This window comes from Kitasatospora sp. NPDC002965, from assembly GCF_040611255.1.
In the GTDB taxonomy this organism is placed as follows: domain Bacteria; phylum Actinomycetota; class Actinomycetes; order Streptomycetales; family Streptomycetaceae; genus Kitasatospora.
This window is the reverse complement of the sequence record NZ_JBEXNT010000009.1, coordinates 77,881-93,056: the sequence shown is the minus strand read 5'-3', so window position 1 is coordinate 93,056 and position 15,176 is coordinate 77,881. Positions and strand designations below refer to the sequence as shown.

Sequence of the window (15,176 nt, the reverse complement as noted above, 5' to 3'; positions counted from 1 at the left end):
GCGCCCGGCGGGCACCCGGACCGGACCGGGCGGTGCCCGCGCGGGGCTCCCGGATCACCGGGACGTCCGGGCTCCGGCCGGCGCACTCCGAACGCCCCGGCACCGGCCTCGACGGGCGGGGGTCGGTGAGACCGGTGCCGCCCAGGGCGAGGAGCGGCTGATCCGTGCCCGCCGGGTGGAGCGGGGTCGCTCCGCCGGGCGGCAGCCCGGCAGCCCCGGCAGCCCCGGCAGCCCCGGCAGGAGACGCGGCACCGGCTCCGCACCGGTCCGACCTCCGCGCACTCGGGCAGCGCCCGACGGCCCCGCGAGGTCCGACGAGCCGGACCGACCGGTCGCAGCGACGACTGCGGCCGGCTCGGGCGGGGTCTCCGTCGGATGCCCGGAATCCGGGGCGGCGCCGGGCACCGGGCCGCTCGCTCCTCCGGACGGCGACGATCCCTCGGGCCGTGCCCGGCGGCCACGCCTGCGACGGCGGCGGGCCTTCGCCGTCGCGGAACCGCCCGGCCGGTCGGACCCGTCGGCCCGGTCCGGTGGCGCCGGGTCACCCGCTCCTGCCCCGCCCGGCCCGGTGTCCGTCGGCTCCCCACCTGCGGGCTCGGCCTCCGCAGACTCGGTGTCCGGATGCTCGACCTCCACGGGCTCGACCGCGACCGGCCCGGCAGCATCGGGGGCCTCGCCACCCGGACCGGTACCGGCCCGCCCGCCGTCGGCCTGAGCCTGAGCCTGAGCGACGGTCGGCCCCACCGCCGACGTCCGCTCCCGCTCGGTGCGGCGGCAGCGCTCCGTCTCCACGCTCGCCAGCAGCGGTTCGACCGTGAAGCCACCGTTGAGCGACTCGTACAGGAGCTGGGCCAGCAGGTAGGACGGCGCGAGACGGAGCGTGTGCGCGAGCACCACACGCGCCGTGGCGGTGTCTCCCGCGACCCAGGAGACCCAGGCCAGCAGGGTGAGCGGCGGCGGCGCGTAGCCCGTGTAGGGCGGCACGCAGCGGGTGGCGAGGAACCGCCAGAGCCGCTGGGCGGACGCCAGCTCGCCCGGCCTGGCGTACTCGGCGGCGCGGTCCCGGATCACCCGGTCCTGGAGCACCAGCAGCAGCCGGGCCGTCCGGTCCTCGTCGAGCTCGACGGCGCCCGCCATGAACGCGGCCACGGCCCCGTCGAGCAGCCGGGCGCTCTCCTCCCGGTCGAGCGACGGCCGCCGCCCCGCCGCCGGACCGCCCTCGGCCCGGGCGATCGCCCGCCGCTGGGGGCCGGCGGCGGGCGGGCCGACCGGCGCCAGCCCGGCGACGATCTCCTTGCGGCTCCCGCGCGGGGCGAGGCCCGCGACGGTGGCAGCCACCGCGACCGGGCCGGGCCCGGGAGCGCTGCCGATCGGGTTGCCCGCCGGATCGCAACTGCACCCGTCACGCCGGCAGAGGAAGGACCACCAGCGACCGGCCGAGACGCAGAGCGCCTCCTTGACCCGCACCCCGCGGCTCTCGAAGGCCAGCCGCAACCGCTCGGCGAGCGGCCGCAGCCGCTCGTCCGTCGGCGGACCGTGATCACGGCCCGGGTCCTGACAGAGGTAGAGGAGGACCTGGACCGGCCGCTCGCCCTGCTGCTCGGAGAGCCCGACCAGCAGGTCGGCCGTCTCCTCGGCGGCGGCCGGCCACTCCTCCGGCGACTCGGGGATGTCCAGCCGGATCACCCCGCCCTGGCGGAGGTCCGGGGATCCGAGACCGACCGCGACGATGCTGTCGTCGGGGAAGAACCCGAGGAGGTAGGGCAGCAGCTCGGCCATGTCGGCCGGGCCCCGCATGGTGATCGGCCGGCCGCCGGGGCCGTCGCCGAAGGGGAGCGCGATGCGTTCGTTGTTCATGGCCGGAAGACTGGCGCAATTCACCGGAGCCCCCGGATTTTTCTTTTTCCCCTGTGGATAAACCCCGCCTGTGCATAACTCCTCCCTCGTTCGGCTCAACACGCACCACCCTCCAGGGGGACATTTGACGGCCGTTCAGCAGTACAGATGATGAAATGCGGCCCCGATCCACCCACGCGTGACCGGCCGCCGTTCGCCGCTTGTCGGCACCTCGGGGTTACATGGACGCCATGCAGCAGCCGAAGACCCACACCACCGCCACCGCCGCCGACCGCGCCGAGGTCCGGACCCGGGCCGAGGCCGTCCTGCGCGAGCTGGCCGGCCCGGGCGCCACGCTCCGCGAGGACCAGTGGACGGCCATCGAGGCGCTGGTCGTCGACCACCGGAGGGCCCTCGTGGTCCAGCGCACCGGCTGGGGCAAGTCCGCCGTCTACTTCATCGCCACCTCCCTGCTGAGGGCCCGGGGCGCCGGACCGACGGTCATCGTGTCCCCGCTGCTCGCCCTGATGCGCAACCAGGTGGAGTCGGCCGCCCGGGCCGGCATCCACGCCCGCACCATCAACTCCGCCAACACCGACGAGTGGGACACCGTCCAGGCCGAGGTCGCCGCCGGGGCCGTCGACGTACTGCTGGTCAGCCCCGAGCGGCTGAACAACCCGGACTTCCGCGACCAGGTGCTCCCGAAGCTCGCCGCCTCCACCGGCCTGCTGGTGGTCGACGAGGCCCACTGCATCTCCGACTGGGGCCACGACTTCCGCCCCGACTACCGCCGCCTGCGCACCATGCTCGCCGACCTCTCGCCGGGCGTCCCGGTGCTGGCCACCACCGCCACGGCCAACGCCCGGGTCACCGCCGACGTCGCCGAGCAGCTCGGCACGGGCACCGGCGACGCGCACGCCCTGGTGCTGCGCGGACCGCTCGACCGCGAGAGCCTCACCCTCGGCGTGCTCCCGCTGCCCGACCCGGCGCACCGGCTGGCCTGGCTCGCCGACCACCTCGACCGGCTGCCCGGCTCCGGCATCGTCTACACCCTGACGGTCGCCGCCGCGGACGAGGTGACGGCCTTCCTGCGCGAGCGGGGTTTCGCGGTGGCCGCCTACTCCGGCCGCACCGAGGACGCCGAACGCCGCACCGCCGAGGCCGACCTGCTCGCCAACCGGGTCAAGGCGCTGGTCGCCACCTCCGCCCTGGGCATGGGCTTCGACAAGCCGGACCTCGGCTTCGTGGTGCACCTCGGCTCGCCCAGCTCCCCGATCGCCTACTACCAGCAGGTCGGCCGTGCCGGGCGCGGGGTCGACCGGGCCGAGGTCCTGCTGCTGCCCGGCCGGGAGGACGAGGCGATCTGGCGCTACTTCGCCTCGCTGGCGTTCCCGCCCGAGGAGCAGGTGCGCCGGACCATCGACGCACTCGCCGAAGCCGGCCGCCCGCTCTCCACCGCCGCCCTGGAGCCCCGGGTGGACCTGCGCCGCGCCCGGCTGGAGACCATGCTCAAGGTCCTGGACGTGGACGGCGCCGTCCGGAGGGTCAAGGGCGGCTGGACGGCCACCGGGCAGAGCTGGGAGTACGACACCGCCCGCTACGCCAAGGTCGCCGCCTCCCGCGAGGCCGAGCAGCGGGCGATGCGCGAGTACGCGGCGGGCGCCGACTGCCGGATGGAGTTCCTGCGCCGGCAGCTGGACGACGAGCAGGCCGCCCCCTGCGGCCGGTGCGACAACTGCGCCGGACCGCTGCACGGTCCGGAGGTCTCGACCGAGGCCCTGGAGGCGGCCCGGGCCTCCCTCGGCCGGCCCGGGGTCGGTTTCGAGCCCCGTCGGCTCTGGCCCACCGGGATGGACGCGCTGGGCGTGCCGCTCAAGGGCCGCATCCCGGCCGGAGAGCAGGCCGAGACCGGCCGGGCCCTCGGCCGGCTCTCCGACATCGGCTGGGGCAACCGCCTGCGGGCGCTGCTCGCCGACCAGGCCCCCGACGGGCCGGTCCCGGGCGAGGCGGTGGACGCCCTGGTGACCGTCCTGGCCGACTGGGCGCGCGGTCCGGGCGGCTGGGCCGGCCCGGCCGCGGCCGACGGCGGCCGACTCGACCGGCCGGTCGGCGTGGTGACCATGGCCTCGTCCCGCCGGCCCCGGCTGGTCGGCAGTCTGGGGGCCCGGATCGCCGAGATCGGGCGGCTCCCCCTGCTCGGACAGATCGAGTACGCGACCGGACAGCCCCCGCACGGGTCGCGCAGCAACAGCGCCCAGCGGCTGAACGCCCTGGCCGGTGCCCTCGTCCTGCCGCCGGAGCTGGAAGCGGCGGTGGCGGCCGCGGGCGGGCCGGTCCTGCTGGTGGACGACCTGGTCGACTCCGGCTGGACGGTCACCGTGGCCGCCCGGTTGCTGCGGCGGGCCGGTGCCGGTGCGGTGCTGCCGCTGGTGCTGGCGGTGCAGGGCTGACGGCCGGTCCGGAGCCGATCGACTCATATCACCCGAATGGAGTAATTAAGGAGATCACCGGAACGCGGCCGGCCCCGGCGGACACCGCCGGGGCCGCCACCGGCGGAAAGGCGGGACGGAGTTGCGCGGGACACTTCGCGGCATCCCCCAGGCGGCCCGGATCACGATCCGGCAGCAGTCGGGTAGCACTCGCACGAACGTGGAATATATCCGGCAGAACGTTGGCTTTCGGGCGGCGTTCATCATTTCATCGTTGCCGCTCCCGCCCGGCTACCCTGAGAATCGGACCGTACCCGGAACCCGGTCCCGTCGACCAGGTCTTCGGCGTACGCAGGTACCCGCGCGCCCGTGGGTCGGGAAGGAGGATTGTGATCAACGGCATCGACCGAGGTCAGTATCCCCTCGCCCGGAGCTCCTCGCCCAGACGCGTGCTCGACCTGCAGACCTGGACGGCCTCCGGGATCCCACTGCTCCGCGATCCGCGCGAGTTCGTGCTGGAGCTGCACCAGCGCCACCTGCCCCAGCCCGGCACGGTCGTGGTCGCGGTCCTGGACGCGCTGCACCGGCTGACCGGGTCGGCCTCGTTCGCACCCCGCCCGCACAACGAGGACGGCTGGCTCCACCGCAACGCGATCCTCACGCACCTGCGCCAGGTCGTCCCGCACGACCTGCGCCTTCCCACCCCGACCCGGACGGCCGTGCTGCTGAGCTGCCGGGAGGGCGCGGCCGGCTGGACCGAGCAGGACGGCGCCTGGATGTGGGCGCTCCAGGACGCGGCCACCCTGCACGGGCTGCGCTGCGGCGCGTACGTGGCCCTGACCCCGGTCGGCTGGCAGATCCTCGGCGACGGACGGAGCGGGCGCAATCCGAACGCGGCTTCATGGGCGGACGGACCGGTCCACACCGTGACGGAACTGCCCCCGCGTTCGGCCCTCGACGGCCAGCGCGGCCAGCGGACACTGCGGCAGGCGGCGCCCGAGCGGCCCCGGCGCGGCGAACGGCCACAGCGGTCCCGCCAGTCCGAACACCCGTGGACACCCGCCCGGGTCACGGCGATCGAGCCGACCCGCCGCACCGGCACCCGCTGACGCGACCACCCGCCCGTCCGGGGCCGGTACCTGCACCCCGGCCCACCGGCCGAGCGAGGCGGCCGGGGAGTCCGGACGCCGACCGGAAGTGGCGCCGGCCACGCGGAAACGTCGAGGCCCGGCACCAGCGGTACCGGGCCTCGAAGATCCGAAGGGTCTCAGGCGGGCAGCCGGCCGCCGGTCGGTGCTCCGGCGCCCGCGAGGGCGGCCGGGGCGGGAGCGGTGCCACCGCAGACCACCAGCAGCGAGTCCGCGTGCTGGAGTGCCTTGGCATGTGCTGCGGCGACGCGGCCGGCCGAGCCGGCAGCGACGGCCAGGACGACGACCGCACGGCGGGCCGGGCGGGTCAGGTCGGCGTCCGCGTAGAACACGTCGCCGCCCTCGGCGAGCTGCGCCCAGTAGCGCTCCTCGCCGAAGGTGAGTTCGTGCTGTTGCCACGGATGCGCCGCGCCGACCGTCAGCACCAGGATGTCTCCCGGGTCACGGCCGGAGTCCAGCAGCCGGTCGACCGTCTCGTCGGCCCGGTCCAGGGCCTCCGCCCCGGTGGCCGGCACATGCTGGATCTCGATCGACGCGGTCCGCGACGGCGGGGGCGGCGGGGTGGGCTTGGGAATCTGGTTCGGGCGCGGCGGCGGCCCCGGACGGTTCGCACGCGCGGGTGCCGGACGCGGCGGTGCCGGACGCGGGCCCGGTACCGGGGCCGACGCGGTGGCGGCCGACGGTACGGCGGTGTTCGCGCTGCCGGTGGCAGGCGTACGGAGGGCGTGTGCGTCCGACTCACGGGGGCTTGGAACGCCGGGGCCCGGGAGGCTCTCGCTGATCTCCGGCTCCTCGGGGAAGACAGGCATACCCGGATATCTATCAAATGCCGGTCGGACGCGCACGGGCGCCCCACCTGTTGGTCACCGCGAACCTCGCGGTCCGGGCCCCGACCCTCCCCGACGCCCCGTCAGAAACCCAGTGCCAGCTGTTCGCCGACCGGCTCCGCCGCACCCGCTCCGCCCACCCCGGGAAGGGGTCGGCTCCGCTTCAGGTGGCGCCATTTGGGCAGTCCGTCCAGATATGACCAGGAGAGGCGGTGGTGTTCGGTCGGCCCGAACTCCTCCAGCGCGGCCCGGTGGACCGGGGAGGGATAGCCGGCGTTGTCGGCGAACCCGTACTCGGGGTGCGCCTCCCCCAGTTCGGCCAACAGTCCGTCGCGGTGGACCTTGGCGAGCACCGAGGCGGCCGACACGCAGATGCACGACTGGTCGCCCTTGATCACCGTGCGCACCTGCCAGGGGCCGCTGAGGTAGTCGTGCTTGCCGTCCAGGATCACCGCGTCCGGCTCCACCGGCAGCGCCTCCAGCGCCCGGACTGCGGCCAGTCGCAGCGCCGCCGTCATCCCCAGCTCGTCACACTCCAGGGCCGAGGCGTGACCGAGCGCGTACGCGCCGACCCAGTCGGCGAGCACCGGGGCGAGCGCCTCGCGGCGGCGCTCGGTGAGCAGTTTGGAGTCGGTCAGCCCCTCCGGCGGTCGGCGCAGTCCGGTGACGGCCGCGCCGACGGTCACCGGCCCGGCCCAGGAGCCGCGCCCGACCTCGTCGAGGCCGGCCACGACCTTGGCTCCGGCCCGCCGGAGCGAGCGCTCGACGGAGTGCGTCGGCGGGACGATGGGCATGTCGGAATCCGTTCAGCTGGGCGGACTCCAGCGTATTCCACCCGTCGCAGGGCCCGGAAAGGCCCGGGGCGGGGCGGGCCGGGAACGCCCGCACCCCGGCCCCAGGCCTCAGTTCCGCATCAGCGGGACCATGACCTCGTCCACCAGCTCGGTCGCGAACTCCGGGCCCACCTGCCCGCCGCAGATCTTGACCCGGTACAGCAGCATCGCCGGCGCCAGGTCGGCGACCATCGACGTGACCGCGCCGGGCCGGACGTCGCCGCGCTCGGCGCCGCGCCGGAGGATGTCCAGAATGACCCCCTTGGTCGGTTCGATCACCCGCTGGGCCATGAAGTCCTTGAACAGCGCGGCCTGTTCGTGATCCAACTCGGCCATCAGCGCGTGCATCGCACCACCGGAGCGGGAGTGCACGACGGCGGCGAAGCTCTCGACGAGGTAGAGGAGTTCCTCGCGGGCGGACCCGAGGTCCGGAGTGTCGGAGGGGCGTGGCAGAGTGGAGTCCAGGGCGTCGATGACCAGTTCGACCTTGGAGGCCCAGCGCCGGTACAGCGCGGCCTTTCCGGTCCGGGCTGCCTGGGCGACCCCTTCCATCGTCAGCCGCGCAAACCCGCCGGAGGTGAGCTGGTCGAGCGTCGCATCGAAGATCGCGGTCTCCAACTCCTTCCCCCGCCGCCGGACCGGTCGACGCAGGACCTCGGCCGCGATCCGTACGGGACAGGGTCCCGAGGCGGCCTCGGTCGACCGCTCGACGGGCCTCTCGACCGGCCGTTCGACCGCCCGGCCGGTCGACCGAACCGCCGCCTGGCGTCGCACCAACTGATTCATTGTCACCAACCTTAGGGAACGGTTGCGTTCATAATCACGCCCACGCTATCGTCCACAGTAGTGAACGATTCCGTTCCTTCATAGTCCGCGGGACGCCGCCGGACCGTTCCGGACCCCGGGTCCGAAGTACACGAAGCAGTAGCCAGCAGGGGGCATCAACTTGGCTATCTCCGACACACTCAGCAAGAACTCTCCAACGCAGGGCCGCCAAGGACGGAACAAGGGCCTCACCCTGACCGTCATCGCGGCCTCGCAGCTGATGGTGGTGCTCGACGCCACCATCGTGAACATCGCCCTGCCGCAGATCAGGGACGTGCTGAACTTCTCCACGACCAACCTGTCGTGGGTGATCAACGCCTACACGCTGACCTTCGGCGGCCTGCTGCTGCTCGGTGGCCGTGCGGGCGACATCCTCGGCCGGCGCCGGGTCTTCATCGCCGGCACGCTCCTGTTCGGGTTCGCCTCGCTGCTCGGCGGCTTCGCACAGGACGGCGGCATGCTGTTGGCCGCCCGCGCGCTCCAGGGCATCGGCGGCGCGATCTGCTCGCCGACGGCCTTCGCCCTGATCGCCACCAACTTCGAGGAAGGGCCCGAACGCAACAAGGCCTTCGGGGTGTTCTCCGCGGTGGCCGGTTCGGGCGCCGCGATCGGCCTGCTGGCCGGCGGCGTGCTCACCGAGTACCTGGACTGGCGCTGGGTCTTCTTCGTCAACGTGCCGATCGCCGTCCTGATCGCCTTCGCCGCGCCGCGCCACATCGCCGAGTCGGAGCGCCAGGCGGGCCGTTTCGACGTGCCCGGCGCGCTCACCTCGACACTCGGACTGGTCGGCCTGGTCTACGGCTTCATCCGTGCCGCCTCGGACGGCTGGTCCGACCCGCTGACGCTCGGCTCGTTCGCGGCCGGCGTGGTGCTCATGGCCGCCTTCCTGGTCATCGAGACCCGGACCGCGCAGCCGATCACCCCGCTGAAGCTGTTCGCCGACCGGAACCGCACCGGCGGCCTGGTGATGATGCTCTGCCTGGCCGCGGCCATGTTCGGCATCTTCTTCTACATCACGCTCTTCGTGCAGGGCCCGCTGGGCTACAGCCCGCTGAAGTCCGGCTTCGCCTTCCTGCCGATCAGCGCGTCCATCATCGTGGCCGCCCAGCTCGCGTCGAGCCTGCAGGTCAAGTACGGCCCGAAGCCGTTCATGGCCGGTGGCTCGCTGCTGGTCACCATCGGGCTCACCTGGCTGACCTTCATGGACGCGGACAGCGGCTACCTGGACGGCGTCCTCGGCCCCACGGTCGTGTTCGGCTTCGGGATGGGCCTGGTCTTCGTCCCGGTGATGCTGCTCGCCGTCGCGGGGGTCGCCGGGGACGAGACCGGTGCCGCCTCGGGCCTGCTCAACTCGATGCAGCAGATCGGCGGGTCGCTCGGCCTGTCGATCCTGACCACGGTGTTCGCGCACTACGCGACCGCCGAGGCCAAGGTCCAGCTGCCCGGCTTCATGGCCACGGCCACGCCGGAACAGAAGGCCTGGCTGATGGAGAAGCAGGAGTTCCCGCAGGGCACCGGCGCGGCCAACGAGGTCCTCGCCCAGGGCATATCGCACGGCTTCATCGCGGGCGCCGCGCTGGCGGCCGTCGCCCTGGTGGTCGCGGTCTTCGTGGTGAAGGCCAAGGCTTCCGACCTGCCGACGGAGGCCTCCGGCGTCGCGATGCACTGAGCGCGGCGCACCCGCACCGCACCGCACTTCACGCACCACGCACCACGCACCACGCACCTGATCGGCGGACGCCGGACGGTGTGCGCGGACCGATCCGGCGTCGACCGCCGGAGATGACGGGCCGGCCGGGAGCAGTTCGCTCCCGGCCGGCCCGCACGCCTTCTCCCTGCCGGTTCCTGCCCGACCCCGCCGAGCGGCCCCGCGAGGCACCCCGCCGAACGCCCCGCGCCGAGCCCGGGGCTCAGCGCTCGCCGCGGTAGTCGCCGCCGTACAGTCCCAGCCGCGCACACGCCCCGTCGTCCTCGGCCGAACGCTCCACCGGCGGACGGGCGGCGAGGATCCGCCGGGCCCGGGACTCGGCCAGGCTGGTGGCGTACCAGGGCGTGTCGTCCGCGAGCCCGGCCGCGAGGACGTCCAGCGCGCAGGTCCGGTGGTCGCCCGGCAGCCGGTCCAGGGCCGGAACCGCGTCGAGCGAGAGGCTCCGGACGTTGCGCAGATCGATCTGCCCTGTCCGCTCGAAGCGGGCCACGTTCTGCTCCGCGACGACCGCGTCCGGCCCCATCAGCCCGTACAGCGCGGCGGCCGTCGCCGCACTGAGCACGGCGGCGCGCGGCAGCCAGGCCGTCGAGCGGGTCAGGCCGGCCGCGATGAGCAGCAGGAAGACGACGCCCAGCCAGACCTCGACCACCAGCACCCAGAGCCGGAGCGCGGTCAGCCCGGAGGCGTCCACGTAGAACCACATCCGTCCGAGCGCGGAGGCCACCACGGTCAGGGTGAGCAGGCAGAGCGTGCCGAGCAGCAGCCGCGCCAGCCTACGGTCGGCCTCGGTGCCGCGCGGCGCCCAGCGCTTGGCGAGGGCGACCACGACCAGGGTGAGCACGGTGACCACCAGCAGCTGCCAGAAGCCCTGGCGGGCGTACTCGGAGCGGCTCATCCCGGTGTTCTCCATGATCGAGTCCCGGCCGCCGAGCACCACCACGGCCTGGACCACCGCGAAGGCGCCGAACATCAGGTTGAGCGCGCCCAGCGGCAGGGCCCACTCCAGCCGGCCGCGGGCCCGGCCCGGCGGGACCGGCGTGCGGTCCCAGCGCCGCGGGCCCGCCGCGATGTGGGCGAAGCCCAGCGCGGTCACCAGGCCGATCGTGAAGAGCACGAAGCGGACCGGGAGTTCGCCGAGGTCCACGCTGGGGGTGAGGCTCTCGAACATGTCCGCCATGGCCGCGTCGGCGCCGGCGAAGAGCGCGCCGAAGACGGCCAGCAGGACGGCGGCCGCCAGCACTCCCTTGACCACCGGCACCACCCGGCTCCGGCCGGGCACCCTGCCGCCTCGCAGCCCGCTCCGGGCCCAGCGCAGGCCGGGCACGAGGTTCCACAGCACGCCGGGCAGCGCGAGCAGGACACCGGCCCAGCGGCGCCCCCCGTGCAGCGCGAGCGAGGCCAGGCCCAGGGCCCAGACGGTGGACAGCAGGACCGGCCAGCCGGCCTCGTACAGCGCCGGGACGGCGAGCAGGGCGACCGCGAGGGCACTCCACAGGACGGTCCAGCCGCGCACCCGCCGCCCTGCCTCGCGGGCGGCGAGCCCGGCACCCGCGGTGGCGAGCGCGGCGCAGAGGAGCAGGTTGACGCCGAGCCCGTCGATCAGCGACCAGGACGCCAGCAGGCCGGTCAGCAGCGCCGCGAGCAGGGCCCGCCCGGTGGCCGGCGACTTCCGCTCGGGGTCGCTGAGCCGCAGCCACTGGAACGGCTGCGGCACCGGCACGCCGGGCGCCGGGTAGGGGCCGTACGCGGCCGCGGCGACCGGGCCCGCACCCCACGCACCGGCGGCGCGCGGGGCCGCGCCGACCGCGCCCGGGAGCACGTCCGCGCCGGTACGGCCGCCCGTACCGGCGCCCGGGACTGCCTCGGGGCCGGCGCCGGCTGCGGGTCCTGAGCCCGCCCCGGACGGTGCTCCGTCCGGGGCGGGCGTGGTGGGTCCGGACATGGGTTCCCCCTCAGTGATCGGGCGGGCGGGCACGCGGAAGCCGCCCTCGGGGCGGTCCGCCGAGCGACGCGGCAGCACGGGGCGTGCGGCGCCGACGGGCACGCGGAACCACGCCGGTGAAGGCGTCAGGAGCCGCGGCCGAAGCCGACTGTAGACCATTCTGAACAAGTTCAAAAACACCGGACCCGGCTCTGTCGCACGCCTGTGACAGAGCCGGGTCCGACTTCGCGGAGCCCCTCCGCGCACGCCCCTCGGCGCCCTTCAACGCGTCCCCTCAGCGCGTCCCCTCAGCGCGTCCCCTCAGCGCGTCCCTTCGGCGCCCCCTCGGCGGATCTCCTCAGTACGTCCCGTAGAGCGAGTACTGGAAGGCGTCCTTCACCGCCGGCCCGAAGTTCACCGGCCACGTCCCGAACGGCACGACCGTGTTGCTGTAGGCGCCCTGCCCGCCGGCGCCGGTCGAGTAGTTCATGTTGTTCACCGTGGCGCCCGTCCCGTTGCTGTTGTAGACGAACCAGTAGGACGTGCCCGCGCTCAGCGTGATGTCCACCGCCAGCGAGTTCCACGCGTCGGCGGTGAGCGTGCCGCTCCCGGTCGCGGCGACCAGGGTGCCCGGCGAACCGCCCACGTCCGTGTAGACGGCCAGCTGGAAGCGGTTGTTGGGCGCCGGGCTGACCGGTCCGACGTGCACGCTCATCGAGGTCAGCGCCACCGGGGCGACGCCGGTCGTCACCCTGTTGCCGTTCAGGTGGTTGGAGTCGGTGTCGTCGATCAGCGAGCCCACCGCGGTGTTGCCGATCGTCCGCGGCTCCGCTCCCCCGGTGGTGAACGAGAAGGCGTACGGAGCGGCCAGGACGTTGCCCGAGCTGTCCCGCACGCCCTGGACGGTCGCGGTGTACCCGGTGGTGAGGGCGAGCGGGGCACCAGGGGTGAGGACGACGCCGTTGGCCGCCGCGTCGTAGGCCACCGTGCCCGCCACGGCGGCGCCGCCCGCGGTGGTGCGCAGGGTCGCGGTGGAGGCGGTCACGCTCGCCGGGTCCAGCGGCTCGCCGAACGAGAACCGGACCGCCGCCCCGGGCGCCACGCCGGTGGCCCCGCCGGCCGGCGCGGTGCCGGTGACCGCGGGCGGGGTGGTGTCGCGACCGTAGGTCGCGGTGTACGAGCCCACCGCGCCGTCGAAGAACGCGTACGGCACGCCCTTGACCGTCTCGATCCGGTACGGGAGGCTCCGGCCGCCCGAGCTGAGGCCGGTCAGCGTCCCGGCGGCGGCGTCGACCGGCAGCATCGCCCGCAGCCCGGTGGCTCCTCCGGTGATGTCGAAGGTGAGCGCGCTCCCGTTCCAGGCCAGCCGGGAGAAGGCCGAACCGTTGCGGCCGTCCAGCCAGGTGAGCATCTGCCGGCCGGAGACCACCGGGACACCGCGCGCCTTGGCGGCGGCGACGATCGTGTCGGAGGCGGTGGAGGCGGCGAAGTCGGTGTGGATGTTGGCGGTCAGCGCCGCGTAGTAGCCCTTGGCGCCGTAGGCGGCGTCGAGCAGCGTGGTGACGGTGCCCGGGTAGGACTGGCCGGACTCGTCGGTGAGCTGGGTGGTGGCCTGGTACTCGTCGATCACGCTGCCGTCGGTGTCGGCGAACCGCATGATCTGCGCGGTGCCGTTGAAGTAGCCGGGCCGGTCCTTGGTGAAGGCGGACGGGTAGAAGTAGTAGTCGGTGTCCAGCCGGATCCCGTTGGCCAGCTTGGTCTTCGCCTGGGTGGCCCAGTCGTCCCACTCGACGCAGTGCGTGCGGCTGCTCGAAGGGGACGGCAGTGTCGGGTACTTGGCCCGCCACCCGGCCAACTGGTCCCGGTAGAAGCCCTGCAGGGCGGCGGCGGAGCCCCAGGGCCGGCAGTCGGTGGTGACGTGCACGCCGACCTCGAAGCCCTGGTCGCTGTAGGCCTTGGCCCGGGCCGGGGTGAGCGGGTCGTCGGTGTAGATGTACGAGGAGCCGCGGATGCACTCCCAGTTGGCCACCGAGCAGCCCGGCGGGCTCTGCGCGAGGTAGCCGTCCCAGCGGCCGGCCGTGCCGCCGACCCCGTGGTCGTCGCCGGTCATCACCACGACGGCCTTGACGTCCCGCGGGAAGTACCAGAACCGGGGCAGCGGTTTGGCCGTGGACTGCAGCCGGGTGAGCAGGTTGGCGAGCAGCCGCTGCTGCTCGTCGGCGATCGGGATCAACGCCTTGTCCAGGTCGTTCCAGTCGGGCCCGCCGTCGGTGCCGAAGAACATCTCGCTGGCCTCGTAGCCGTCGACTCCGTCGCGCTGCCGCCCGGCCCAGGCGACGTTGCCCTGGCGGGTCTGCACCACCGACCTGGCCAGGTCGTAGCTGAACGCGGCGGCCCGGCCGCTGCCGGCGGTGTGCAGGGTGACCGCCGGGTTGGCCGTGGCGGTGGCGGCGTCGCTGTAGAGGGTGGCGACGGCGGTGGCGCCGCTCAGGGTGTAGAGGTCGGCGGCGCCGTGGTAGCCCATGGTGTCGCCGGTGATCCCGGTGCCGGGCGAGGCGCCGGTGTTCACCTTCAGGTAGGCGTCGGAGCGGGTTCCGGCGACCGGGGTGAGGCCGAACAACGGCGCGAGCTGCCGGTCCGGGCGCATGGCGACCAGCCGCCCGCCGCCGCCGGTCCAGGTGGTGAACAGGTCCGCCTGCGCGGCGGTGAGCGGCATCTCGCCGAGCAGCACCACGTCGGTGGCGGCGAGGAGCTGGCCGGTGACGGCGGAGATGTCCACCTGGTGGTAGGCGTTGAGGCCCTCCGCCTTGAGGATCTCGGCCAGGTACCGGGTGTACGGGTTGGCCTGGCTGGTGACCAGCAGGATCGGGCCCTCCCCGCCCGGACCCGGGCCCGGCGGTGTGGTCGGCGGTTCCGGGTCGGCGGTGTAGGTCGCGTGGATCGAGAAGCTCAGGCCGCTGGAGGTGACCGGGCCGACGTCGGACGGCCAGCTGCCGAACGGCTGGCCGCCGTTGCCGTACACGCTGGTGCCGCCGGGGACGTACCGGAGGTTGTTGACCGCCGCGTTGGTCCCGTTGGTGTTGTAGGCCAGCCAGTACGGCGTGTTGGCGGCCAGGGTCGCCGTCAGCGGGACGGTGTTCCAGCCGTGGGCCGTGAGGGTCCCGGTGGCGCTGCTCACCAGCAGGCTGCCCGGGCTGCCGCCGTTGTCCCGGTAGATCGCCACCTGGTAGCGGTTGTTGGGCGCCGCGTCCACCGCGTCCACGAACACCGACAGGCCGGTGACCGTGCCACCGGCCGAACCGGTCACGTAACGCGAGGCGTTGAGGTAGCCGGAGTCCGCGGAGTCCGTGGCCGTACCGGCCTCGGTGGTGCCGAGCGTGAGCGTCACGGCCGCCGCGGGATCGGCCGCGGCCGGTGCGGCCCCCGGTCCGGAGACCAGCGCCGCCGCCACGGCCAGGGCCGCCGGCAGCCCCCCGGCCCTCCGCCCCCACGGCCGCCACCGCCGGCCCGAACGTATGCCTGCGTCTGCCATGACCGCCCCCTGCGTCACCTCGGCCAACTGCCTTTAACGGTGTACCGGTTCCGTGCCGACCGTGTCCACGAGACCGACACGTTCGGCGTGAATCGAAACGTCTCCGGGGGCGATCCG

At 74.1% G+C, this 15,176-nt stretch carries 9 protein-coding genes; 3 read left to right on the top strand and 6 right to left on the bottom strand.

Annotation, left to right across the window (positions count from 1 at the left end):
* Nucleotides 1-54: 54 nt before the first annotated feature.
* Nucleotides 55-1,857: a DUF4192 domain-containing protein gene (locus tag ABZY91_RS06485; RefSeq protein WP_355400237.1), complete on the bottom strand. Its 1,803-nt coding sequence runs from the start codon at nt 1,855-1,857 to the stop codon at nt 55-57.
* 230 nt (nt 1,858-2,087) lie between these two features.
* Between ABZY91_RS06485 and ABZY91_RS06480 the strand changes: the two genes are divergently transcribed.
* Complete coding sequence (locus ABZY91_RS06480) at nt 2,088-4,286, top strand: RecQ family ATP-dependent DNA helicase (protein ID WP_355400235.1); 2,199 nt, start codon at nt 2,088-2,090, stop codon at nt 4,284-4,286.
* 368 nt (nt 4,287-4,654) lie between these two features.
* Complete coding sequence (locus ABZY91_RS06475) at nt 4,655-5,374, top strand: hypothetical protein (RefSeq protein ID WP_355400233.1); 720 nt, start codon at nt 4,655-4,657, stop codon at nt 5,372-5,374.
* Nucleotides 5,375-5,532: 158 nt separating this feature from the next.
* On the opposite strand, the gene ABZY91_RS06470 is transcribed toward ABZY91_RS06475, so the two are convergent.
* The 3 genes from ABZY91_RS06470 to ABZY91_RS06460 form a co-directional block, all read right to left on the bottom strand.
* Nucleotides 5,533-5,928 carry a hypothetical protein gene (locus ABZY91_RS06470; protein ID WP_329950007.1) on the bottom strand — a complete coding sequence of 132 codons (396 nt, stop codon included), beginning with the start codon at nt 5,926-5,928 and terminating at the stop codon, nt 5,533-5,535.
* A 395-nt stretch (nt 5,929-6,323) separates the two neighbouring features.
* A complete protein-coding gene (locus ABZY91_RS06465; RefSeq protein ID WP_355400231.1) occupies nt 6,324-7,034 on the bottom strand; it encodes a ribonuclease HII in 711 nt (236 codons plus the stop codon).
* Between the two features lie 108 nt (nt 7,035-7,142).
* Nucleotides 7,143-7,691 (bottom strand): TetR/AcrR family transcriptional regulator, encoded by a 549-nt coding sequence (locus ABZY91_RS06460; RefSeq protein WP_355400229.1) that lies wholly within the window; start codon nt 7,689-7,691, stop codon nt 7,143-7,145.
* Nucleotides 7,692-8,025: 334 nt separating this feature from the next.
* On the opposite strand from ABZY91_RS06460, the gene ABZY91_RS06455 reads away from it, so the two are divergent.
* On the top strand, nt 8,026-9,567 hold the full coding sequence (locus tag ABZY91_RS06455) for an MFS transporter (RefSeq protein WP_329882679.1): 1,542 nt from the start codon (nt 8,026-8,028) through the stop codon (nt 9,565-9,567).
* 241 nt (nt 9,568-9,808) lie between these two features.
* Here the strand turns inward: ABZY91_RS06455 and ABZY91_RS06450 are convergent, their stop codons facing one another.
* Together ABZY91_RS06450 and ABZY91_RS06445 are read right to left on the bottom strand one after the other, a co-directional pair.
* On the bottom strand, nt 9,809-11,548 hold the full coding sequence (locus ABZY91_RS06450) for a DUF4173 domain-containing protein (protein WP_355400227.1): 1,740 nt from the start codon (nt 11,546-11,548) through the stop codon (nt 9,809-9,811).
* A 337-nt stretch (nt 11,549-11,885) separates the two neighbouring features.
* Nucleotides 11,886-15,059: an Ig-like domain-containing protein gene (locus tag ABZY91_RS06445; protein ID WP_355400225.1), complete on the bottom strand. Its 3,174-nt coding sequence runs from the start codon at nt 15,057-15,059 to the stop codon at nt 11,886-11,888.
* Between the last annotated feature and the right edge of the window lie 117 nt (nt 15,060-15,176).